Origin of the sequence: Microcoleus sp. A2-C3 (assembly GCF_036706065.1) — a bacterium.
Taxonomy (GTDB): Bacteria; Cyanobacteriota; Cyanobacteriia; order Cyanobacteriales; family Microcoleaceae; genus Microcoleus.
The window spans coordinates 83,398-107,826 of record NZ_JAUBVX010000010.1 but is presented as its reverse complement, the minus strand read 5'-3'; the positions used below and the strand labels follow the sequence as shown (position 1 = coordinate 107,826).

Below are 24,429 nucleotides of genomic sequence, written 5' to 3'. Positions count from 1 at the left end.
CCCTTTTGCAGAAGATAGCGCGATCGCCGAAAATTATTAAGTAGTCAGTAATCAGTTGACAGTTGACAGTTGACAGTTGATAGTTGTTGGATATAACAACGAATAACCACTAACTAATAACTAATAACTAATAACTACTGACTACTGATTCCTAAAAACTACCACACAGAAAAACTATGACAGTTTTAGAACAGGGAACAATCTCCATCCATACCGAGAATATTTTCCCGATTATCAAGAAGTCGCTATACACCGACCACGAAGTCTTCTTGCGGGAACTAATTTCTAACGCCGTCGATGCCATAGCCAAACTCAAAATGGTTTCCCGTTCCGGCGAATACAGCGACGACATTGGCGAACCACAAATCAACATTGTCATTGATACTGAAAACAAAACCCTCTCGATTACCGATAACGGCATCGGCATGACCGCCGACGAGGTAAAAAAATACATCAACCAAGTCGCTTTCTCCAGCGCCGAAGAATTTATTCAAAAATACCAAGGCAGCGGCGACGACGCAATTATCGGTCACTTTGGTCTCGGTTTCTACTCATCTTTCATGGTAGCAAAGCAAGTAGACATTGATACTCTTTCCTACAAAGAAGGCTCCCAAGCAGTACACTGGTCTTGCGACGGTTCTCCCGCTTTTGAACTATCAGAATCTGCCCGCACAGAACGCGGTACTACCATTACTCTGACACTCCAAGATGAAGAACAAGAGTATGTAGATGCCACCCGCATCAAGCAGTTAATCAAAACCTACTGCGATTTCATGCCGGTTCCCATCAAATTTGAGGGAGAGGCACTCAACAAGGACAAAGCAATCTGGCGGGAATCAGCCAGCAATTTACAAAAAGAAGATTACTTAGAACTGTACCGCTACCTTTACCCATACCAAGATGAGCCGCTGCTTTGGGTACACCTGAATACAGATTATCCTTTCATTGTCAACGGAATTCTTTTCTTTCCGAAACTGCGGCCGGATGTCGATGTCACCCAAGGCAATATTAAGCTATTTTCCAACCAGGTTTTTGTCAGCGATCACTGCGAAGAAATTATCCCGAAATTTTTGATGCCGCTGCGGGGAGTCATTGACAGTACCGATATTCCGCTGAACGTTTCTCGCAGTTCTTTGCAAAGCAATCGCACAGTGCGAAGAATCGCTGACTATATTGCGAAAAAAGTGGGCGATCGCCTGAAGGAACTTTACCGCGATGACCGCAACGAGTACATCCGTTGCTGGCAAGATATCGGCACTTTTGTCAAGTTTGGAGCCCTCAACGATGACAAGTTTAAAAAGCAAGTCGAAGATATCTTAATCTACCGCAGCACCTACGAGCCGACAGTAGAAAAGCCAGAAACTACCACCCCAGAAGTGCAGGTGCAAACTGAGGACGGAGATTTGTGGCAAGATGTAACTCCGAAATCGGACAGTTCTTCGACGCAGCCTTACACGACGCTGAAAGAGTATTTGGAACGCAATCAAACACGTCACGAAAATCGCGTGTTTTACTGCACAGAACCTGCGTCTCAAGCAACTTACGTCGCACTGCACAAAAGTCAAGGTTTAGAAGTGCTGTTTATGGATTCTTTCATTGACACGCACTTTGTGAGTTTCTTAGAAAGAGAACATTCAGATGTCAAATTCTCGCGGGTTGATTCTGACATTGACGACACGCTAATTGACAAAGAAAAAGAAGCGGAAATTGTCGATCCGACAACTAACAAAACTCGTAGTGAACAAGTTAAAGAAATGTTCCAAAAGGCTCTCAATAAGCCGAAAGTGAACATTCGCACTGAAGCTTTGAAGTCTGACTCTACTGAGGGTGCGCCACCTGCGATCGTCCTTTTACCGGAAGCTTTGCGCCGGATGCGCGATATGACGGCGCTTTTACAGCAGCAAGCGGCCGAATTCCCCGATGAACACGTTTTGCTGGTGAATACGTCTCACCCGCTGATTCAAAATCTGGCAAGTTTGAGCCAGGGTGCGATTATTCAAGACGGTGGCGAGTCTCCGTCGGCGCAGTTGGCGAGTATGATTTGTCACCACGTTTATGACTTGGCTTTGATGGCCCAGAAGGGTTTCGATGCTGAAGGGATGCAGGAGTTTGTCGAGCGATCGAATCAAGTGTTGACAAAATTGACTGAACGTGCAATGTAATCTTGCAAGTGGGCGCGCATTGCGCGCCTTGTCATTGCTATATAATGAGAGGCTGCATCAAAAAACGGTAATCTGGAGGGCAATATGTCACGGAAATGTCAGCTAACGGGCAAGAAGGCGAATAACGGTTTTGCGGTTTCTCACTCGCACCACCGCACTCACAAGTTGCAAGAAGCAAATTTGCAGTGGAAGCGCATTTGGTGGCCGCAGGAGAAGCGCTGGGTAAAATTACATCTTTCTACGAAGGCGATTAAAACCTTGGAACACAAGGGTTTAGAAGTAATGGCGAAGAAAGCTGGTATTAACCTTTTCAAGCTGTAAAAAACTTTGTTAATTGAGAAAAGGGCGATCGTGTAAATTAAAAGTGCGATCGCCCTTACTTTTAGAGAAAAACATAGATTATCGCCCAATACGGTTCAAAAGATCGGGCGGTTGAAACCGCTTCTATACAGACCAAACCCGAGCTCAGAGGGGTTAAAGACCAATTGGTTGAAATTACCTTATTTTCTTCAGTCCGCGGAGGCGGACTTGGTTTTTGTAGGCGCGGTTTCAACCGTACGTCCTATCCGTATTGAGATTAGATCCATTTTCTGCATTGTAGTAAATAAGTAGTCATCTTGCCTTTGCCTTTAACTTCGATCGCACCGCGACTTTCAAAAACATACTTGTCCTGCAATTGCTGATAAGTTGTCGCTGTGACGTGAATGCTTCCCGGCAAGCCGTGAGATTCCATGCGGGAAGCCGTGTTAACGGTGTCTCCCCACAAATCGTAAATAAATTTTTTAATGCCGATGACTCCGGCGACAACCGGGCCAGTGTTGATGCCGATTCTGATACTAAGATGTTGATTTTGAGTCTTGCTGAAGTCAATAATTGCCTCCTGCATATCGATCGCCATTTCTGCGATCGCCTCTGCGTGATCCGGGCGAGGAATTGGCAGCCCTCCAACAACCATATAAGCATCGCCAATCGTCTTAATTTTTTCCAAACCGTGCCTTTCTGCTAGGTTGTCAAATGTCGAAAAGATGTCATTCAGCAAGGCAACTAATTCTGTTGGAGAAACTCGCGCACTCAATTGAGTAAAACCTACGATATCCGCAAATAAGACAGTAACATCAGCAAAAGTATCTGCGATCGTACTATCTCCCTGCTTCAACCGATTGGCTATTTCTTCAGGCAAAATATTTAACAACAACCGTTCTGATTGTTCCTGTTGAACTCGCAGTGCACTTAAAGTATCATTGAGAGCATTAGTTCGTTCTTCAACTCTAAATTCCAACTCTTCATTCAGCTTATAAAGCGCCATTTCAGCCAGCCTGCGGCCTGTGATATCCGTACCGATTGCCAACAGTCCCACGAACTTTCCGGCCGCATCAAACAGCGGTTTATTTGCCCACGATACCCAAACCCGATTGCCGTTACGCTGAATGCTTTCATGTTCATTTGTCGTATACTGTTCCGGGTGCTTTAAAATATGACTCAATAATACTGTCAGGTCATTTCCCGCTGTATCTGTCTGGGGAATAATTGTACCAACAGCATTTTTACCCAGTATTTCTTCTTCCCTGTAACCAAAAAATTTCTGTGAGAATTCGTTAAAAAAAGTAATATTACCTTCCGTATCTAATTTTAAAATAATGCTGTTAGCATTTTCCACTAATTCCCGATACTTAATTTCGCTTTCCCGCAGCGAATCCTGTGCTGATGTGAGTTCGGCCACTGTGGCAGCCAACAGCAGCGATGTAACTACAATTACGCTCATAAAAGCCTGCAAAAATAAGATTGCTTGATTGATATTTTCCGCTTTGGCAATAAACGGCCCACCTCCCTGAGAACCTCCCCAAATGGCGATACTGGATACAATAAAAGATGCTAAAACAGCCCCGCGCTGGCCGAATTGAATCGTTGCCCAAATGACTAAAGGAAATGGCAAGTATTCGAGGGGATAACTGGAGATATTACCTTCACTTTTTGAGTTATATACTAGCCAACTGACTGTTACCAATAATAGCAAGCATATGCCGCGCCAGATTTGGTTGGCAATTCTTTTATTGCCTGTATTTGCTTGATTTCGTACCGCTATTTTTTGGTATGTAATCAGCAACAATGGCGTAAAAATTAAAACTCCTAAGGTGTCTCCCAAATACCAATTCCACCGAATTGCCCAATATTCGCTCCAGTCAACTAGACCAGTTACACACAGGCGCAGCGTGCCGAGAGTGCAGTTTATTTGAGTGGCAACTACAGCACCGTAAAAGACTAAATTGACTACATCGATCAGCCGATCGAGTGACGGGCGAAACTTGAATTTTTGCAGCAAGGTAAAGGCGCACAAAGCTTGTAAACAAGCGCAAAAGGCACTTATTGTTGCAAGTGTTAACGATACATTGAGGTTAATAGTCTCGTAAAAAAATACGCCTAAAGCTATTCCCGGCCACACGCGCCAACCAAATAATAACATTGCAGCTTGTGCAATTCCTGCGGGCGGCCAGACGCAGGTAGCTAATTTATTTACGCCTGGGATTGAAACTGCTATTTTTGCTCCTAAAGCGTAAACAAAGGCAACGGCAGCTATTTTTGCTAAGTATTGCCAATTTATAGATTGAGCAAATCGCAGAAACAGATTTTTGTTTTGGTTCATACTCAGCTTTATATTTTTAATTAGCTATGCAAACAGCTAAGACGATTAGGATCTAATTAATTGCACAAATATGAGCTGAACATTGTTTATTCCTTTTTCCCTCTTTTTTTCCTCTTCCTTCTTCCCTCTTCCTTCTTCCTTCTTCCTTATTTTACAATTTAATGCCTTTGAGAAAATAAGTGTTCATTTCACCTTTGCCTTTGACTTCGATCGCGCCGCGACTTTCAAATACATACTTGTACTGCAATATATCATAAGTTGCAGATGTGACTTGGATGCACCCCGGTAAGCCGTGGGATTCCATGCGGGAAGCGGTGTTAACGGTGTCTCCCCACAAATCGTAGATGAATTTTTTAATCCCGATGACTCCCGCGACAACCGGGCCGCTGTTGATGCCGATTCTGATGCTGACATCTTGATTTTGGGTGTGGCTGAAATCAATAATTGCCTGCTGCATATCCAGGGCCATTTGGGCGATCGCCTCTGCATGATCGCTGCGGGGCACGGGCAGCCCTCCTACTACCATATAAGCGTCACCAATCGTCTTAATTTTTTCCAATCCGTGCTTTTGGGCTAGGCGATCGAAGGTAGAAAAAATGTCGTTAAGCAACGAAACCAATTCCGGCGGAGAAATTTGGGAACTAATTTGCGTAAAACCGACTATATCCGCAAACAATACTGTTACTTCAGCAAAAGTATCGGCGATGATGCTTTGGTCTTGTTTGAGTCTTTCGGCGATCGCTTGCGGCAAAACGTTGAGTAGGAGGCGATCGGATTTTTCTTGTTCTAATCGTAAAGCTGCCTCAGCTTCTTTGCGAGTTGTGATATCTTCAACAGTACCTTCGTAATACAGTAAATTTCCATGTATATCGCAGACAGTATAAGCATTTTCGGCAATCCAAATTATACTGCCATCTTGACGGTAAACTTGAGATTCCAAATCCGATACTTTGCCGTTAGTTCGCATTAACTGTATGACTTCGGCGCGCTGTTCTGGGTCTACATATAGCTGGCGGTTGATATCAGTTAAATTGGCCATCAACTCCTCGCAAGAACTGTAACCATAAATGCGAATCAAAGCAGGATTGATGCTGAGATATTCCCCATCTGGAGTAGTTTGAAATATCCCGACGATCGCATTTTCAAAAATGCTGCGGTATTTGGCCTCAGCTTGCCGTAGCGCTGCTTCAGCGCGCTGGCGTTCCCGCGCTTCCACTGCGAAAGTTACAGAATCTGTTAGAGAAACAGCGAAACTTTGTTCTTCAATAGTCCAATTGCGGGGCATTCCTACGTGTTCCAAACAGAGAATTCCTGCTATTTTTCCGCCTATTTGAATCGGGGTATCTAGCATGGAAGTGATGCCCAAGGGAATTAGGTAAAATTCCTCAAATTCTCTAGTTCTAAAATCTTTTTGCGCGTCAAAGGCAGCAATTGCGCGTTCTTCTCGCAGTGCTTGAAAATAGACAGGATAGTCTGCTGCTGCTAATTCCATACCCTTTGAGTGCTGGTTGGCGGTGCGATCGAACAAATCCAGGCACTCCATCTTAGATTTAGGGCGATCGTACAACCATACACTCGATCGGGTAACTTCCAGAGTACGGCTAGCAGTCTCAGTGATTTCTTGAAGCGCTTTGGTTAAATCGCCTTGATTCAGCGCTTTATTTTTGGCTAAATCAATTAATGCCGATTTTTGTTTCTGTAGCTGAAGTTCGCTTTGTTTCAGGGCATTTGTGCGCTCTGCAACTCGGATTTCCAGCTTTTCATTCAGCTTTTGCAAGGCTATTTCAGCGTTTCGGCGATCGGTGATATCTGTGCCGATGCAGAGGATGCCCTGGAGTTCTCCCGCTGCATCAAACAGCGGTTTATTTGCCCAAGCTACCCAAATGCGAGATCCGTCGCGCCGGATATTTTCATTTTCATAGTTAGTAAAGCGATCGGGATTTTGTAAAATTTCATTATAAACCGACTGTAAGTTATTCCCTTCGTCGTCGGTTTGGGGAATAATTGTTCCCACTGCATTTTTCCCCAGGATTTCTTCCTGATTGTAGCCAAACAATATTTCAGCAAACTCATTAAAAAAAATAATTGTGCCTTTTGGCTCCAATTTGACAATAATACTGTTAGCATTCTCAACCAACTCTCGATATTTAATTTCACTTTCTCGCAGAGAATTTTCGGCGGCTGCGCGTTCGGCTACCGTCGCTGCCAATAACAGCGAAGTAATCGTAACTACAGCCATAAAAGCTTGTAAAAATAAAATAGCCTGACTAATATTTTCTGCTTTAGCTATAAATGGCCCACCTCCATTAGAACTGCCGAAAATTGCGATGATGGAGACAACTAACGAGGCCAGAACAGCGGCCCGCTGACCGAATTGGAGCGCCGCCCAAATTATCAAGGGAAACGGCAAATATTCAAGGGGATAGCGAGAAATAGAAGCGTCATTTTTTGACTCAAATACAAACCAGCTCAGCCCAATTAATAATATCAACCATACTCCCCGCCAAATTAGATAATTTTTCGGTTTCTCTGTTTGTCTTTTTAAACGGTCTGCCGTGACTTTAGGGCGAAAGAATATGAGAATTAACGGAGTGAAAATCAAAACTCCCATTGTATCTCCCAACCACCAATTCCAGCGAGCAGAAAAATAGCCTACCCAATCTACTTTTCCTAGTAAATATAGGGAAAAAGCGCCAATAGTGCAACTAATCTGAGTGGAAATTAACCCGCCAAACAAGATTAAATTAACTACATCTTTCAAACGTTCTAGAGATGGACGAAACCCCAGCCAGCGTAGCGCAGTTACTGCAAACACAGCTTGCAAAATTGCCCCGAGGTTTCCTCCCACCCAGACCGCGAATATCTGTTCACTTGGGTTAACAAAATTGAGTAAAAATATACCCAAAACAATCGCAGGCCAGACTTTTCTACCAAACAATAAAAGTCCGGCTTGTGCAATGCCTGCGGGCGGCCACACCGAGGAAGCAAAGGGACTGACACCTTGAATTGAAAATGCTAGCCTCGCCCCCACGGCGTAAGCGATCGCCACGACAGTTACTTGGGCTAAGTACCGCCAAATTCGGGATTGAGGAAATCGAAGAAACTGACTTAGATTCAGATTCATATCGCACCTTACTACTCGTTAATGTAGGGTGCGCACTGCGCACCTTACCTCTATACGTTGCGCACTGCGCACCTTACCGTTATTAAGGCTTATTTGAGGGCTGCCTCAATCCACTGTTTTAAAGTAGCATTAACTTCCTCAATGAGAATTTCATGGGATTTGTGAGTTGCTCTTTCCACAATTTCAACTTTACCTGTTTTCAGGGAACGGCCAGTCACAATTCGATAGGGAATGCCAATTAAATCGGCATCTTTGAATTTAACTCCGGCTCGTTCGTCGCGGTCATCTAGTAATGTTTCAATGCCAGATTTGTTGAGTTGTGCGTAGAGTTTTTCGGCGACTTCTACTTGTTGAGCATCGGAAATATTGGGGATGCTAATGATCGCGTGATACGGCGCGATCGCCACTGGCCAGATAATCCCATCTTTGTCGTAGGATTGTTCTACGGCAGATTGAGCCAGCCGCGACACGCCAACGCCGTAGCAGCCCATGATAAAGGGCATTTCTTCGCCTTGTTCGTTGGTGTAGGTAGCCCCCATCGCTTCGGAGTATTTGGTGCCTAATTGGAAGATGTGGCCGACTTCGATGCCTCTGGCGCTTTGCAAAGTTTGTTCGGGATTGTGCATTGCCCGATCGCCCTTTTTGGCACTTCTAACGCCCACAACCGTTGCAGGTAGAGGAAATTCTTTATTCCAATTAGCTCCCACAACGTGATATCCTGACTCGTTAGAACCAGTGACAAAGTTGGTAAGATCGACAGCAGTGCGATCGACCAAACGCAAAAACTTAGAATTTACCTCCTTACTCCCAGCAATATAATCATCAGCAACATCGGGAGCCATATAACCCAGAGGCAAAGATTTAGCCGTCCATTTCCGTTGAGCTTCCGCATCAGGAACCGTCAAAAACAGAATTGTTTTAGCTTGATAATTTGGTGCCAACTTAGTTAATTCATTCAGCAACTTTACCTGATTCACATCTTGGTCGCCGCGAATGCTTACCAATACCAAAACTGTAATACCGCTGTCATAAACAGCCTGATAAAGCACATTTTTGACAACTTGCGTCGAAGAACACTTCAAAAACTTGCAAAGTTTATCAATTGTGTCAGTTCCCGGCGTTTCCCGCTTTTCAAAAGTTGCAAAGGGCGAACTTTCAGCATCAGCAGGCATCGATACAGCCTTCTCAACATTAGCAGCATACTGACCGTCTTCAGTATAAAGAACTTCATCCTCACCAGCTTCTGCAAGCACCATAAACTCTTGAGAACCAGAGCCACCAATTGCACCAGAATCGGCATCTACTGCTCGGAATTCCAAACCCGAACGGCGCAGCATATTGCTGTATGCTCGATCCATATCCTGATAAGTTTTTTTCAAACTTTCTTCGCTAGTGTGAAAAGAATAGCCATCTTTCATAATAAACTCGCGACCGCGCATCAACCCAAAACGCGGGCGAATTTCATCACGAAACTTAGTTTGAATTTGATAGAGATGCAAAGGCAACTGCCGATAGGAACGAATCATATCTTTAGCAATTGTAGTAATCACTTCTTCGTGAGTTGGGCCCAATCCCAATTCAGTATCGCGACGGTCTGTGAGAGAAAACATGATACCTTCAGCTTGAGTGTAGGTATCCCAGCGACCAGATTCCCGCCACAAATCGGCAGGTTGCAGTTGCGGGAGAAGGCATTCTTGAGCGCCGGTAGCATCCATTTCTTCCCGCACAATTTGGGAGACTTTTTTGAGAACTCGCCACATCAAAGGTAGATAAGCGTAAATGCCGCTCCCGATGCGCCGGATGTATCCCGCACGGAGTAATAGTTTGTGGCTGGGAATTTCTGCTTCTGCGGGGTCTTCCCGCAGGGTGACGAAAAGCATTTGAGAGAGTCGCATAGCTAATTTCCTTAAAATACCGGATGATTGTAATCTCAGATTAACTTCTGATATTATCAGAACTCAGCCTGATTTGATTAAATCTATGAACAAAATTTGGAAAAATTATCAAAAAGGTATGACAGCGTATGATAATTGTCACTCTCCTACTCTGCAATCTCAGTGGATTGCTTTAAAAGATGAAAACAGTTGACAGTTGACAGTTGACAGTTGACAGTTAAGAGTTAAGAGTTGAGGGCGAGATTTTTAAACAGTTGATAGCTGACAATTATCATGACCAGATTCATCCACGACCAATTTGCAAAACAATATCTCAAAGAACTATTAACCCCTCTCGGCAATGTCGAAACCAGCCGCGACATTGCTGGAGAAGTGAGGCAGATTGACGTTTTTTTTGCCCCAAAAGCGGAACCAGAAGTCGAACCAACGGCCCTCGGCATTTTGGGTCAAATCGCAGCAAAACCCGCTGTATTGGAACCATTCCGCAGTCCAGTTCAAACCGGAGAAATTCGTAGTTGTTTGGGCAAACTATTTGATGTCCACGCCGAATATGAACGAGTCGCAACTAGAGATAATAGCAGGATTGCAGAGGCAGACTTGCCCCAACTCTGGATACTGTCGCCGACGGTTTCCGACACCATGCTAGCTGGATTTGGAGCGATTCCCGAACCAGAAAATTGGGTAAATGGAGTTTATTTTCTGAGTCCGTCTCTGAAAGCAGCGATCATTGCCATTCACCAACTGCCCCGCACTCCCGAAACGCTGTGGCTGAGGATTTTGGGGAAGGGAAACGTGCAAAAGCAAGCTATTGCCGAATTGAGAGAATTACCGTCTGATAATTTATTTCAGTTGAGCGCGTTAGAATTGTTGTACAACTTGCGAACGATTTTAGAAGTCCGTCAAGACACAGATCGAGAAGATCGGGAGTTAATTATGGAACTGTCACCCCTCTATTTGCAACGACTTGAAGATGCAACTTAGCGAGGTATCCAGCAAGGTATGCAAGAAGGTATCCAAGAAGGTATCCAGCGCAGTCAACGCTTAATGGTTGAGAGTATGCTACAAGTGAAGTTTGGCAAGATTGATGAAGAATTAGCTCAAATAATTGAGCCTTTGATCCAACTAGAACCCCTCGATCGCACGCGACTAATTAGGCAACTAGATCGCACTGAATTACTAGCTCGTTTTCTGCCTGACAATCAAACGGAATCCTAACTCAGCAGCGCGCTCTACGATATGTAGGGTGCGCTCAATATCACTTGACTGTTTATTATAGATCGAGAAGATCGGGAGTTGATTATGGAACTGTCACCCCTTTATTTGCAACGACTTGAAGATGCAACTCAGCGAGGTATCGAGCAAGGTATGCAGCAAGGTATCGAGCAAGGTATCGAGCAAGCTAAACGCCTGATCGTTGAGAGTGTTTTACAAGTGAGATTTGGCGAGATTGATGAAGAATTAGCTCAAATAATCGAGCCTTTGATTCAATTAGAAACCCTCGATGATTGCACGCGGTTGACTATGCAGCTAGATCGATCGCAATTATTAGCTCGTTTTCAGCCTAAAAATCAAACGGAATCCTAAAAAGCCAGCGCACTCTACGATAGGTAGGGTACGCTGCATCCCAGTTTACTACTATTCATAATTACTAGCCATCGCCCCCGCATCAAACTTGCCTTTTTTGGCCTAACTCTACGGCTACTCCTCCCAAATCAACTCATTTCTGACTTTAGAGGGATTTATTTTGCCGCTTCCAGAGCCATAATCAGCAGTAAGGATGACATAACTAAAGAACTGATTTACTATTCATCCTGATTTCACGAATTAGGGCTTCCGTAAGATAAAGCCTGACGAAAAAAACACCATCTAAAAAATGTCAATCCCCCTATTTAAACGTTAGGGCTAGTTTCAATGTGCCTAATTCGGCATCAAACTTTAGGAGGTAATTTATGTTTGAAAGCGAGTTATTAATGTCGATGTACAGTCCAAAACTCAATATTGCCCAAATGCCAGTAGAAATAGATGTGCCATTTGAGCACCCCGATATCGCAGGGCTAATGTTTTTAAGCCCTCAGTTTTTCGTGGCATTAATCGCCGGAGTCATCATGGCTTTTGGCTTCCAATTCTTGTTGACAAATTTCTCGATCGCCGCCAAAATCTCCAACTGGGACGAAGCTTTACCCGACGATGACGATGATGATGAGTCCGAAACTTTGGGCAAGAAAGTTCGCAAGATCGAAGGCTTAGTCGGCGGTTGGATTTTAGTCACAGTTAACCTAGCTTTATTCTTAGCTTGTTTTCTGGCGGTCAAACTAACTTCAATTTCCTCAGTAGATGGAGCGGCAATTATTGGTGTGGTCATTTGGTCGGCGTACTTCTTAACGCTGGTATGGCTCGGTTCTAGCGCCGTCGGTTCTATGATCGGTTCCTTGATAAAAACTGCTTTTTCAGGCATTCAAGGCGTCATGGGTACTGCTAGTTCGGCGATCGGCGGCAAGATAGCCAGCGACCAAATGGTCAATACTGTAGAAGCATCTGTGGCTGCTGTCCGCCGCGAATTGAGCTCGGCTGTAGACCCGGAGAGCATTCGCGAAACACTGCAAGATTATGTGGGTTCTTTGCAGTTGCCGAAGCTGGATGTCAAGGAAATTCGCGGTCAATTTGAAAAGTTGCTGGGGGATGCTGATATCAAATCTTTGGCAGGAACCGATGTTTTAAAGAATGTTAACCGGCAAACTTTTGTGGATTTAATTAGCAGCCGCAGTGATTTTTCTCAAGATGAAATAAATCAAGTTGCCGACCAACTCGAAGGCGTTTGGAAGCAAACCTTCGGCAAGCAGCAAGAAAAGAAAGACCCGAATTTAGAGTTAGTGGATTTTCTCAAGTTTGCGGCTCCCGATTTGCTGAAGTCTGACGAACTCAATGCCAAATTGTCTCAAATTCTGGAAAATCGGGACAACAAATCGGAGTCCAGCGAGGGCATGAACCGGGCGATGCAGTTGGGTGTAGAAGCTCTTGTGGGTACTGTTTTGTCGCGGACTGATTTGTCGGATTTGGATGTTGAAAAAATCTCTGGTCAGTTGCAGCAACTAACTGCAAAAGGAAAGGAAACAGCTAAGTCTTTGAGCGAGAAGGTAGGCGATAAATTGCCTGCGCTGCCTTTCAATACAGCTAAGGCTGATGTGGAAAATTACTTGCTGAATACTCAACCTTGGCATCTCAACCGAGAAACTATTAAGCAGGAATTTAGGGATGTTATTTACGATCCCGAAGCTTCTCCGGGGGCGGTTTTGCGCCAGTTAGAGATGTTTAATCCTGAGTATTTTGTAGGGATTTTGAGCCGCCGCGAGGGGTTTAGTCAGGAACAGGCGGCGGAAATTGCCGAACAGCTTGAAGGTGTTCGTCAAGAAGTTTTGGGAATTGTTGGAGATGCTGCTGGTGAGGAACAGTCTCAAGATTTACGCAGCCGAATTGAGAATTATTTGCGATCGACTGGTAAGGAAGAATTGAATCCTGAAGGTATCGAGAAGGACTTCCAAGCGCTGTTGGACGATCGCGATTCTGGTTTTGAGGCTTTGCGCGATCGCCTGTCGCAATTTGACCGCGATACTTTGGTACAATTGCTCGGTCAGCGGGAGGATTTCAGCCCTGAAGAAGCGGATCAGTTAATCGGGCGGTTGGAAAGTTCGCGCGATCAAGTAATTTCCAAAGCTCAAGAATTGCAAGAGCAAGCGAAATCAAAAGCACAAGAAGTACGCCAAAAGGTAGAGGATTACCTCCGTAATACTAATAAGGAAGAACTCAATCCTGAAGCGATCGAGCGCGAGTTTCAAACGCTGTTAAACGACCCGGAAGCGGGATTTAAAGCGCTGAAAGAACGCTTATCTCAATTCGATCGCGATACGCTGGTGCAACTGCTGTCGCAGCGCCAAGACCTCAATGAAGAACAGATCAATCGGGCGATCGCAAAAATCGAATCCGTGCGCGACAACATTATTCACGCACCGCAAATAGTGGCGGATAAAGCTAAGGAACAGTACGAGGAAGTTACTGGGAAAATTGGTGAGTATCTGCGGAATACCAACCTGGAAGAACTCGATCCTGAAGGTCTGAATCGAGATTTGACCAAATTGTTTGAAAATCCTAAAGAAGGCGCTTTGGCGCTGCGGGAAAGGCTGTCTCAGGTCGATCGCGAAACTTTGGTTAAGTTGCTTTCGCAGCGGGACGATTTGAGCGAAGAACAAATCAATCGGACGATCGATCGCGTGCAAGATTCGATTCGCAGCATCGTGAAATCGCCCCGTCGTTTGGCATCTCGCGCTCAAAAAACTGTCAAGGATTTCCAAGGAAGTTTGGAAAATTACTTGCGGAATACGGATAAGGAAGAACTCAATCCTGACGGTATCAAGCGCGATTTACAGTTGCTGTTTAGCGAACCTGGTATGGGGATGGACAGTTTGGGCGATCGGCTCAAGCACTTCGATCGCGGTACGCTGGTAGCCTTGCTGTCGCAGCGGGAAGACATTTCCGAAGAGGAAGCTAACCAAATTGCCGATCGCATTGAATCAGTCCGCAACGAGTTTGTCGAACAAATTCAAATGGTGCAAGACAAGTTCCAGTCAGCAATTGACGGTATTTTCGCGAAAATTCGGGATTACCTCAATTCGCTCGATCGACCTGAACTTAATTACGAAAGCATCAAACGAGACATCCGCAAAGTATTTGACGATCCGCAAGCCGGATTTGACGCAATTAAAGAGCGTTTAGGTGAGTTCGATCGCGGTACTTTAGTGGCGGTAATTAGCTCTCGCTCCGATATTTCAGAAGGTCAAGCTAACAAAATTATCGACCAAATTGAAGGAGCCAGGGACAGCGTGCTTTCGCGCTCGGAACGCCTGCAAGAGCAAGCCAAAAAACGCATTAAAGATATCAAGAAAAAGACCAAACAGCAAGCAGAAGATGCGCGCGAAGCCGCAGCAACTGCTGCTTGGTGGCTGTTCGGTACGGCTCTAACTTCTGTGGTTGTTTCGGCGCTGGCTGGAGCAATAGCAGTGGGCGGTATTTCCGGTTTGTTTAGCTAGAATTTCAACAAGTTTCAATCAAAATTCTCCTGATTCTAGGCTGGCTTTATGTCAGCCTATTTTCTTGGGAATAATATCAAAATTATTCAGGATTCACAGTTGGCGGAAACACTCTCGATAAATCGAGCGCCAAGTCGTGAAAACAAGGCAGATTAACAGACTCGTTGGGCAGAAAAATCAGTGTCTTGCGATAACCAAATTGACCTGTTGCATTCTGATAGGGTTCGCTGTAACATTCCAAGCAAGTTTGTGATAAATTAAATATCCAATAGTCAGAGATTTCCGCTGCCGCATAAAGGGGCAACTTAACCTGTTTGTCATAACTTAAAGAAGAATCTGCAATCTCAATCAGCAACAGTATATCCGCTGGACAGGGGTGAGAGGATAGATAGTCGTCAGGGCGATTTTGCACGATCGCGCGATCGGGTTCTGGTTCGCTGTCATCCGGTAAAATAATCGGTTGTTGCCCTCGCAGTGTCGCCCGTTCTCCCAGCAGCTTAAATAACTCGCGTTCCAAGCGTGTCTCGCAAACAGAATGAGCAGTACCTTTAGCTGCCATTTTCACAAGTTCTCCATTAATTAACTCAACTCGCTCGTCCTCCGCAAAAAATCCCATTTCTGTCAAGCGGTGATATTCCTCTGTGGTGAAGCGTTTTGCAGTTGCGATCGACATAACAGCCACCTCTATACAGGTCTGTTGCGATTATAGGCGATCGTCGATCGGCTAAACAATGCTAATCAGGAACACAGCTAACAACAATCTTGTCAAATTTGCCTCATCCTTTGGTTGCAAATTTTCTCAATCTTTGTGAATTTACTCCCCAAACTTATGTCCGGGATCATCTCTGTCTTAAGCAAGATTCTAGCATCATTATTTATTAGGTATTTTAACTAAGTAGCAAACAAAAGTTTTCTCAAAAATAAGAAAACTGAGCAATACATATTATTTGGGAGACTGCAATGACATTTTCTAAGACCAGCGCTTACGACCAAGGAAAAGCAGAAATTCAGAGCTTGAGTGTAGACGATCAATTAGGTTTGCTGTGGTTTGTTTACACCGAATTGGGCAAGTCAATCACGCCAGCGGCTCCCGGTGCTGCCGGTTCCGAAATCGCTCAGGGTTTGTTCGAGCAAGTCAAGCCGCTGGCCCACAAAGAACAACTGCAAGTAATGCGCGACATTGCCTCAAAAGCCAATACTGAAATCAGCCGGATGTACGGCTCGATGAGCCCGGAAACCAAGCTGGCTTTTTGGTATTTCCTGGCAGTAGGAATGGACGAAGGAACAATTATTCCCGTACCTTCCGACTATAAACTTCCCGAAGCTGGAAATGCTTTATTAGCCAAAATTAAGGGCATGGATTTTCAGCAGCAAATTGATTTCCTGCGCGGTACAGTTTTAGAAATGGGTGCTGAAGCGGCTCCGGGGGCTGGCATTTAATTTTAGTATAGTGAGGTGCGCACTGCGCACCCTACAAATTCCAGCTAATAACTGAATTGTGCGGCTCTGTTCCCCACAACTTCCGGCGCACCTGCAATTAGACGCATATCTTCGCAGCCAACTGTAAGCAAGGGCTGAGATAAGTTTAAATTGGCAAAATGACTATCTTCAGGTATTTCTAATTCGCCCCTGAGCAAACCGATTCGAGAGTTAAATTCTCCTTTAAATAGGAGCAAATTGCTGCTTAATGCGCTGAAAACATTTCCGCTAAAAGATACAGGTAGCGCTAAACTTTGCTTGCTGTAATTGAGACTGCACAGTTGACGGTTGGCTTGGCTAACTGTGACGCGGTAGCCTAACGGTGTTGCTTTTACTGAATCGTTTCCTTCCCAACTAAATTGAGCTAATTCTTTAGGAAGTCCCCAAATTTCGCGCCCGCCGGCTACCGAGTGAGGGTTGTCTACATAGATGTGGGAAATCCAAGCGCCCCATTTTCCTGCATAATTGGCGATCGCGCTTACGACAATTAACTCATTGTACTCCATCATGGAACCCAACCCGTAGGAGGATATATAAACTCCACCTAGGGTTTTTCCTGGCAATACAGAGACTATTTCTAACTCAGAGGGAACCAAGGGACGCACCCGTGCCACATCTAGCAATTGTAAAGTCTGAATAGCATAACCTTGCAAATTCCAAGGTGCAGGTGGATATACCATTTTAAGTGATTTTATGTGGGATATTTTATATTTTAGCTTAGCGCTTCAAAAAGCAACAATTTTGGTATTTCTTCACAAGTTCTGAGTAATTTACTTTATTTAAACAAATGAATATTTGACGACAAATTTGATGAATAATTGACGTGGGTTATCTGTTGTATGGGAGCGGGTTAAGTAATATTGTTAGGATCGAAAACTTAATAATTAAACACCTCCTACAGTCCTCTCTCAGGGCCTGTAAGTTGCCACATAAAAGGAGGCAGAGCCTCCGGATCTGCATTACCAGGCAGAGCCTGGTAACGAGCAATCGCTTAAGTTATTAAATTTTCATTTCTTAGTAGGAATTAGATATTATTCGTAAAACCCGCCCCTACAGATATTATCAGCGTTTATCCGCGTTCATCTGCGGTTAAAAACCTCCAAATCTACTTACTAGCATAACCAGTGCTCACCAAAAACTCGCGCAACTTCTCCAAGAATTGAGTACGATCGCGCCCTTGATACACTTTGTCCAACAATTGCCAACCTTCCGCCTCCTGGCCCGCAACATACTTGCTCGCCATGAAAGCGGCCAACACCCCTTTTACCTCTGCATCTTCGCTCGATCGCTTCCTAGATTCCAGCCACAGTTCAGCAGAATTCGTGTATACTTCCACCGGATACTGCTTAGTCACATCTTCCATTTTACCTTGGCGGTACTGCCAAATTTGCAGCGGCAATCGAGAATCCGCATAATTTGTAAAAGCCTCTGCAAATCGCCCGTCTTGACTCTTGAACTCCGGGATATCATTTTTGCCAAAATCGACAACTTCGTAGCTCACATTGCCCCAAAAATGCTTGATATGAGTGTATTTTTTAGCTACTGAGTCGTAGCGGTAAATAAACGAATAATTACAGCAGCGGACACCGCTATTGATTGAGACTAAATCTGCCAGCACTTCCGGTTCCTTGTCGCCGTCAAAGTCGCGGATTCGCACCGATAACAAGCGCCCTTCTGATACTTCTTCGTTGGCTTTTTTGTCGGGATTGTCTACTAGGGAACGAGTCGGAATTAGCACTTGTTCTTCTAATAAAGTTTTACCGTCTCGGATAATTTTGATGCGGATATTTTTGGCATTTTCTCCTTCTTTGACGAAAGAAACTTCCGCCCGAATATTCCCAGATTCCGAGGTTTCTGTGGTTCTCGCCGGGCCGACATTTGTTGGCACTTGGGCGATGTATTGCGAGGGAACTAAGGCTGTTTGTCCGGGTTTGGCGATCGCCTGACACAAGAAAGTTGCTACTTCGGCGCGGGTAGCATTGCGCGTAGGTTCTAGCTGTTTGACGGCGGGATAATTGACCACGAGTTGTTTTTCTGTCGCGGCGGCGATCGCATTTCTCGCCAATTCTGGAATGTCTGGCGCATCTTCAAAAGTCGCATCCAAAATCTCAGGCGCTGAACCTGTAGGCGTATATTTCAAGCCGCTGCTTAAAGCTACCAAAACCTGCCAGCGGGGAATGTTCAAAGTTGGGTTAAAAATACTGCCGCTGTAACCGGACAGAAAACCTGTCTGATAAGCTTCTCGAATTGGTTTATAACCCCAGTAGTTCGTGGGAATATCTGCAAAGTCGATCGGATTGCGGACGGTTTTTGCATCGGGAAAAGCCCTACGCAGCATTGCCGCAAACTCAGCGCGGCTGACTGGGCGGTTCGGGCGAAAACTGCCGTCTTCGTAGTAGCCGCTGATGATTTTTTTATCGGCTAATTCCTCTATGCAGCCTTGGGCCCAATGGTTTGTGACATCCTTAAATTTGGCTTCAGCAAATGCTGGGGCTACATTCAAGCCTGGAAGCACTAAATTTCCGATGATTGTACCCAGGGCTACGACTAAAGCGATGACAGCTTGACGTTTGTGCGATCGAACCATACCACAGCCTCCTCTACTTGCTTTGTTTGCGATCGAAACTTTCGTAAATTTTATATCCTATCAGGTATTCTCACCTAATATATCGCTTATTTAGAATCCAAAGTCATCTCCATCAGCATTTTTGTTTTCATTGTTAATTCTTTTGGATTACCTGCAACTTTAATAGTCATTTCAGAATTAGAATTGATAGAGACGACAGAACGAACAGGCATTAATTGATCCAGTCGCATTATCACTTCTCCCTGACCCTGAGACGCAAAAGATTTTATGGCCATAGTAGAGCCAGCAGGTAATTGGGGTAAAGTCAAATTTTGGGGATTTGCTTGTTGTTCTACGCTAGTTTTGAGAGTAGCAACTCCATCTTGCAAGCCAATCAATTCGTAGATAGCAGTTTGATTCACATTCATGCCACCTGCATTAGATGGAAAAGAGATGCGCCATTTAGCACCTTTGCCAACTGCTTCTGTTGGCAGAGGCGAGGCAAGCTGGTGTAAGGATTTAGACATATTTTGAACCATTTGTTTGAAATTGTTGTCAGCTTCTGCGGGCAAAGTAAAGCTACCTCCTTTATTACCGCCCCGACTATCCATGATGAAAGAACCTTTCAATCCTACTAATTTTTTGACTGCGGATCGCATACTATCCAGGGCCGCAGTTGGCAAATTTGGAGTATCGGCAGTAATATCTGCATTAGCGTATGAAAAATCGTAGTGAATATCTCCATTGGCATCAATTTTAGTGGCTTCTGTCTCTATAGTTAAGACCATAGTCGGAACTTTATTCACATTCGTACTACTGCCGGCTGTAGACACTTCCATCTCCATTTTTACAATCATAGTAGTCGTTTGTTTAACACCTAAACTTGGTTTTAAACGCAACTGTTGTCGGGGCTCCACTCCCGGATTCACCAGTTCGACTTGAGGGCGTTTTGAGTCGATCGCAGGCACGGACAGGTCACTGGCTGGCTGCTGTACGACAAGTGGGGTTTTAGCACTGAGGGAAGCAGGAGAAAGCCCGATCGCCAATCCCGTACTTGCCAAACAAAGAGATGCTACAAACAGTGTTTTTTTCATGAATTTATGAGAATTAGGACTTACGCACTGGTGGCCAGAAATCAGGTTTTTCGATCGCCCTACACGGACTGAAAACCATGAATTTCGGTTGAAAAACCCGGTTTTTTGGTTCAAAGGAGCGATCGCACTGACGCCATCAGACTGAAATTTGTTGCCACAGGCGATCGATTGTTACAAACTTGTAACCTTTATACAACAGCAATGGAATAATTTTATCAGCAGATGCGGCAACATCTTCGCCGCCGGAATAACCGTCGTGCAGTACAATAATTGAACCGTTTTCTGTTTGCTGCACGACGCGACTCATAACTTTCATCACCCCCGGCCGCACCCAATCTTCTGGGACGACACTCCACATTACCGGGCGATATTCCCACTGCTGCAATAATTCTAATGTTCGCGGTATAAAAATTCCATTGGGTGGCCGCACGTCGCGGATTAATTTTGGGTCTAAATCGCAAGCTTTGCTAATAGCTTTTTGCGTGTCTTCTAAACTATTTTTTAGTTCGTGGGTTTTGAGTTTGGCAAAGGATACGTGCTGGTAGCCGTGAAGACCGATCCAGTGTCCGCTATCGCACACTTCTTTGGCAATTTCTGGATGTCTGTCAACGCAAAATCCCAGCCAGAAAAAACTCGCTTTGATGTCGTATTTATCTAAAATTTTCAGTAGTTGAGGTGTGTGCTGCAGGTGCGGCCCGTCGTCAAATGTTAGGGCTATTTCTCGGCTGTTGATATCTCCCGTCCACAGACATCCGGGAAAGGTAGATTTGAGAATGGGATGAACGACAGGAAACAAAGGTGCTAGTGGCATTGGTTAACCTTGTTGAATGCGATCGGGTAGAAATGAAGCTGCGTTATAATAGAATAAAGTTAACTCAATCGAGGTCAATATGACAACTGCCGTTGATATTGGAACGCTAATTGTCAGCACGCCGGGAACTTGTGGCGGCCGTCCCCGCATCGCAGGTACAAGAATGTCCGTGCAAAGCATAGCCATTGACTACAAAGCGGGAATGACTCCTGAAAAAATCGCTGAAGAATTTCCGCACTTGACCTTAGCACAAATTTATGCTGGATTGGCTTATTATCATGCTAATAAAGATGAAATCGAGGCTGATATAGCAGCGTACTACCAAGAGTGTCAGTATTGGGAAGCTGAATATATGGCAGGTAATTTATCGTGAGTCAAATTCGTCTCTATATTGATGAAGATTCTGGCAATCTGTCGTTGGTAGTATCTTTGCGGAATTCTGGTGTAGATGTGATGACTACTCCAGACGCGAACAAACTTAGCTCTTCAGATGAGGAGCAGTTAATCTGGGCAACTGAGCAAGGGCGGGTCATTTACACTGCTAATATGGGAGATTTCTGCCGTTTACACAGAATTTTTGCTGAACTAAAGATGGCTCATTCAGGAATTATTGTTGCAACGCGACAAAGCTACTCAATAGGCGCTCAATGGCGAGGAATTTTGAATTTGATGGCTGCCAAGTCAGCGGAAGAAATGATAAATCAATTGGAGTTTATGGGAGCTTATATTAGAGATGAATAACTGTCTGTAAAAGATTAGCGATCGCCAATTATAAAATTACTTAACTCTTTTGATAGAGCCTCAAACTATCTCCGATCGCATTCACCTCTCTCTCAAGATCGATGCGATCGCCCTACAGTGTCCTCTTATACTAAAAACCAGCACAACTAATCGACAAACCATCAAGGAGAAACAATGACAGAGGAATATCTAGCAGAACGCACTGTTTCAGCCGTATTTAAGGAAGAAGAACAATTAGACGGCGTAATTCGGCGGTTGCTCGATCGCGGAGTTTCCCGCGACCACATTTCCGTAATGGGCAAAAACTTTCAGTCCAAAACTAAAATTGCCGGCTTTATTACTAAAAAAGATGTGATTTTAGGCGGTCTGCGAAGCGGGGCGATTTTTGGTTCCTTATTCGGTTCTTTTTTGGGCTTGCTAACCGGCGTAGGCGTGCTGTTTATTCCCTTTGTCGGTGCAGTAGTATCGGCTGGCCCGCTGGGCGCTGTACTGTTGGGTGCAGCTAGCGGCGCGATCGCAGGTTCGGCCGGTGCAGGTTTAGTCTCCGCTTTAGTCGCTTTGGGAATGCCTGAAGAGAAAGCAACTATCTATCAAACCCGCGTTGAAGCAGGCGAATTTCTCGTGATGGCCGAAGTCGCAGCAGATAAATCGGGCGAATTTCAACTCTTGCTAGAAAGTGCCGGCGGTGAAGAAGTTTCAGTTAGCGAAAAGACGCTGCCGCGCGCCGTCAAAGGTCGCTGCAACAGTCCGGCAGATTTGTCTCCAGAAGTGCGATCGCACCTGTCGGAAGCAGCACAAAAAACCTTTATCGAATCCTACAACACCGCATTTGACGAAAGCAACGACTCGATACAAGCCGAACACACCGCTTGGAACGCCATTCACCAGCAGTATGAAGAAGATGAAAACGGCGTTTGGACTAAGCCTTTAGCAAAAGTCTAGTCTTCCAATCGCAGTAAACTAATAAAAAATACAATTAAGCCTCTAGAACTTCGGTTTTGGAGGCTTTGAAGATTTTAAATTTTATATTTTAGATTTTGGGAAGACTTAATTATATTTTATATTTTAGATTTGTGAAAAACTTAATTCCTAAGAGTTTGGGAATTGTCCAAAGTCGCATTCCCTTTTTAAATGGGTATTGCACTTGGTTGCTTTGTCAAGTATAATCTATAAGCTTACAATATAAAATTGAGTTAAGCAAATGCAAAAATACGTTTGTACAGTTTGCAATTACGTCTACGATCCAGAACTAGGCGACCCCGACGGGGAGATAGCTCCCGGTACTGCCTTTGAAGATATCCCAGACGATTGGGTTTGTCCCACTTGCGGGGCGGCAAAATCCGATTTTGAACCAGAAGAATAAGCGAGAAAAAATTTGTCCGATCGAATGCTCAAAATTACAGTCATAGGTGGCGGTGCAGCAGGTTTTTTTAGTGCGATTACCTGCGCGAAAACCTACCCGCAGGCCCGCGTCACTTTACTAGAAGCTGGCCGCCAACTTCTGGCAAAAGTTCGCATCTCTGGCGGCGGGCGCTGCAATGTCACTCACGCTTGTTTTGATCCCGGTGTTTTAGTGCAGAATTACCCCAGAGGAGGGAAAGCTCTGCGCGGTGCTTTTAGTCGATTTCAACCCCGCGATACTGTAGATTGGTTTGCCAGTCACGGTGTGAAATTGAAAACAGAAGCAGACGGGCGAATGTTTCCAATCACAGATGATTCTGAGACAATTGTTAACTGTTTGATCCGGGCCGCTGAGGATGCCGGTGTTAAAATTCGCACGGGCGATGCAGTGGTTTCAGTCAATAAATTAATGGGGAATACCGGAGAAGAAGGCGGGCCGGAAATCACCGCCCCTAGGTTTGAAATTGAGTTAAAATCCGGAGAGATATTGCAGTCCGATCGCATTTTGCTCGCTACAGGTAGCAATCCGTCGGGTTTTAAGTGGGCAAAAGAGTTAGGTAATACTGTAGAACTGCCCGTTCCTTCTCTATTTACTTTTAATATTGCTGACAACAGAATCAAAGATTTAGCCGGAGTTTCGGTTCCGAATGCTAAGGTAAAATTGCCTGGTGCTAAATTAGAACAAAGCGGGCCTTTGTTAATTACTCACTGGGGTTTAAGCGGGCCTGCTGTACTCAAACTTTCGGCTTGGGGTGCGAGATTTTTGCACGATCGCCATTATCGAACATCTGTGCTGATTAATTGGCTTCCCCAGTACAATGGGGAGGTTTTGCGGCAGCAACTGGTAGCGGTTAAATCGCAGTTGTCGCACCGCTTGATCGTCTCTAGCTGTCCGTTTCCGATGCCGCGCCGCCTCTGGGAACGTTTGACAAGTTCGATCGGCATTGACGAGCAAAAACGCTGGGCCGACTTATCGAATAAGGCCCTAGATCGCCTCTTGCTAGAGCTCGTTCAAGGCGAATATCAGATTTCAGGAAAAGGCGCATTTAAGGAAGAATTCGTCACCTGCGGCGGTGTCAACCTCAAGGAAGTTGATTTCAAGACAATGGAAAGCCGCCGCTGTCCCGGACTTTTCTTTGCTGGCGAAATCTTGGATATCGACGGCGTGACGGGCGGTTTCAACTTCCAAAGTGCTTGGACTACGGCGTGGTTGGCTGGAATGGCGATCGGCAAATCAGCCGATTTGGGATTATAGATTTGGGAGTGGCGATCGGGCGATCGGCTTGCCTGTATTAAATTTTGTGTTATTTTTGAATTAAGGCGCACTCAATGTGCGTCAACTTCAGCCTGGAGACAAAATTCGCTGTTTTGCACAGTTATAGCAATCGCCACAGCGGTTAGGACATAAATAACCTCATGAATAGAGCCTCCTAA

General features: G+C 44.9%; 17 protein-coding genes and 2 pseudogenes. 11 read left to right on the top strand and 8 right to left on the bottom strand.

Annotated elements, in window-relative coordinates; genetic code table 11:
• The first annotated feature begins 176 nt into the window (after positions 1-176).
• A complete protein-coding gene (htpG, locus tag QUB66_RS08295) occupies positions 177-2,162 on the top strand; it encodes a molecular chaperone HtpG (RefSeq protein ID WP_265237675.1) in 1,986 nt (661 codons plus the stop codon).
• An 84-nt stretch (positions 2,163-2,246) separates the two neighbouring features.
• Positions 2,247-2,483 carry a 50S ribosomal protein L28 gene (gene rpmB / locus QUB66_RS08290; protein ID WP_265237677.1) on the top strand — a complete coding sequence of 79 codons (237 nt, stop codon included), beginning with the start codon at positions 2,247-2,249 and terminating at the stop codon, positions 2,481-2,483.
• Between the two features lie 256 nt (positions 2,484-2,739).
• On the opposite strand, the gene QUB66_RS08285 is transcribed toward rpmB, so the two are convergent.
• The 3 genes from QUB66_RS08285 to QUB66_RS08275 all read right to left on the bottom strand — a co-directional run bounded on the left by QUB66_RS08285 (position 2,740) and on the right by QUB66_RS08275 (position 9,822).
• Positions 2,740-4,803 (bottom strand): adenylate/guanylate cyclase domain-containing protein, encoded by a 2,064-nt coding sequence (locus tag QUB66_RS08285; RefSeq protein WP_332967193.1) that lies wholly within the window; start codon positions 4,801-4,803, stop codon positions 2,740-2,742.
• A 151-nt stretch (positions 4,804-4,954) separates the two neighbouring features.
• Positions 4,955-7,927: an adenylate/guanylate cyclase domain-containing protein gene (locus QUB66_RS08280; RefSeq protein ID WP_332967194.1), complete on the bottom strand. Its 2,973-nt coding sequence runs from the start codon at positions 7,925-7,927 to the stop codon at positions 4,955-4,957.
• Positions 7,928-8,016: 89 nt separating this feature from the next.
• Positions 8,017-9,822, bottom strand: a complete 1,806-nt coding sequence (locus tag QUB66_RS08275) for a proline--tRNA ligase (RefSeq protein WP_332967196.1) — start codon at positions 9,820-9,822, stop codon at positions 8,017-8,019.
• 273 nt (positions 9,823-10,095) lie between these two features.
• Between QUB66_RS08275 and QUB66_RS08270 the strand changes: the two are divergent.
• The 3 genes and pseudogenes from QUB66_RS08270 to QUB66_RS08260 all read left to right on the top strand — a co-directional run bounded on the left by QUB66_RS08270 (position 10,096) and on the right by QUB66_RS08260 (position 14,903).
• Positions 10,096-11,037 (top strand): annotated as a pseudogene (locus tag QUB66_RS08270) (hypothetical protein).
• Positions 11,038-11,094: 57 nt separating this feature from the next.
• Positions 11,095-11,406: pseudogene (locus tag QUB66_RS08265) on the top strand (hypothetical protein); the annotation flags it as partial.
• Positions 11,407-11,771: 365 nt separating this feature from the next.
• Entirely contained in the window at positions 11,772-14,903 is a 3,132-nt protein-coding gene (locus QUB66_RS08260) for an MFS transporter (protein WP_332967198.1), read from the top strand.
• Positions 14,904-14,985: 82 nt separating this feature from the next.
• On the opposite strand, the gene QUB66_RS08255 is transcribed toward QUB66_RS08260, so the two are convergent.
• Positions 14,986-15,576, bottom strand: coding sequence for a Uma2 family endonuclease (locus tag QUB66_RS08255; RefSeq protein ID WP_332967199.1), 591 nt, complete (start codon positions 15,574-15,576; stop codon positions 14,986-14,988).
• A 287-nt stretch (positions 15,577-15,863) separates the two neighbouring features.
• Here QUB66_RS08255 and QUB66_RS08250 point away from each other — a divergent pair, with 287 nt between their 5' ends.
• Positions 15,864-16,343, top strand: a complete 480-nt coding sequence (locus tag QUB66_RS08250; protein WP_332967201.1) for an orange carotenoid protein N-terminal domain-containing protein — start codon at positions 15,864-15,866, stop codon at positions 16,341-16,343.
• 44 nt (positions 16,344-16,387) lie between these two features.
• On the opposite strand, the gene QUB66_RS08245 is transcribed toward QUB66_RS08250, so the two are convergent.
• The 4 genes from QUB66_RS08245 to QUB66_RS08230 all read right to left on the bottom strand — a co-directional run bounded on the left by QUB66_RS08245 (position 16,388) and on the right by QUB66_RS08230 (position 20,853).
• Positions 16,388-17,062: an acetoacetate decarboxylase family protein gene (locus QUB66_RS08245; protein WP_332967202.1), complete on the bottom strand. Its 675-nt coding sequence runs from the start codon at positions 17,060-17,062 to the stop codon at positions 16,388-16,390.
• Positions 17,063-17,487: 425 nt separating this feature from the next.
• Positions 17,488-18,969, bottom strand: a complete 1,482-nt coding sequence (locus QUB66_RS08240; protein WP_332967203.1) for an S-layer homology domain-containing protein — start codon at positions 18,967-18,969, stop codon at positions 17,488-17,490.
• Between the two features lie 86 nt (positions 18,970-19,055).
• Positions 19,056-20,042 carry a hypothetical protein gene (locus QUB66_RS08235; RefSeq protein WP_332967205.1) on the bottom strand — a complete coding sequence of 329 codons (987 nt, stop codon included), beginning with the start codon at positions 20,040-20,042 and terminating at the stop codon, positions 19,056-19,058.
• Between the two features lie 136 nt (positions 20,043-20,178).
• Positions 20,179-20,853: a polysaccharide deacetylase family protein gene (locus QUB66_RS08230; RefSeq protein WP_332967206.1), complete on the bottom strand. Its 675-nt coding sequence runs from the start codon at positions 20,851-20,853 to the stop codon at positions 20,179-20,181.
• Between the two features lie 79 nt (positions 20,854-20,932).
• Here QUB66_RS08230 and QUB66_RS08225 point away from each other — a divergent pair, with 79 nt between their 5' ends.
• From QUB66_RS08225 to QUB66_RS08205, 5 genes are all read left to right on the top strand, one after another.
• Positions 20,933-21,226, top strand: coding sequence for a DUF433 domain-containing protein (locus tag QUB66_RS08225; protein ID WP_332967207.1), 294 nt, complete (start codon positions 20,933-20,935; stop codon positions 21,224-21,226).
• The gene (locus tag QUB66_RS08220) at positions 21,223-21,594 is read left to right on the top strand and encodes a DUF5615 family PIN-like protein (RefSeq protein WP_332967208.1); all 372 of its coding nucleotides are present in this window, start codon (positions 21,223-21,225) and stop codon (positions 21,592-21,594) included. The genes QUB66_RS08225 and QUB66_RS08220 overlap by 4 nt, the downstream gene beginning before the upstream one ends.
• Positions 21,595-21,768: 174 nt before the next feature.
• Entirely contained in the window at positions 21,769-22,536 is a 768-nt protein-coding gene (locus tag QUB66_RS08215; protein WP_332967210.1) for a ChaB family protein, read from the top strand.
• A 259-nt stretch (positions 22,537-22,795) separates the two neighbouring features.
• Complete coding sequence (gene rd / locus QUB66_RS08210) at positions 22,796-22,957, top strand: rubredoxin (protein WP_332967212.1); 162 nt, start codon at positions 22,796-22,798, stop codon at positions 22,955-22,957.
• Between the two features lie 24 nt (positions 22,958-22,981).
• Positions 22,982-24,250 (top strand): NAD(P)/FAD-dependent oxidoreductase, encoded by a 1,269-nt coding sequence (locus QUB66_RS08205; protein ID WP_332967213.1) that lies wholly within the window; start codon positions 22,982-22,984, stop codon positions 24,248-24,250.
• Positions 24,251-24,429 lie beyond the last annotated feature (179 nt).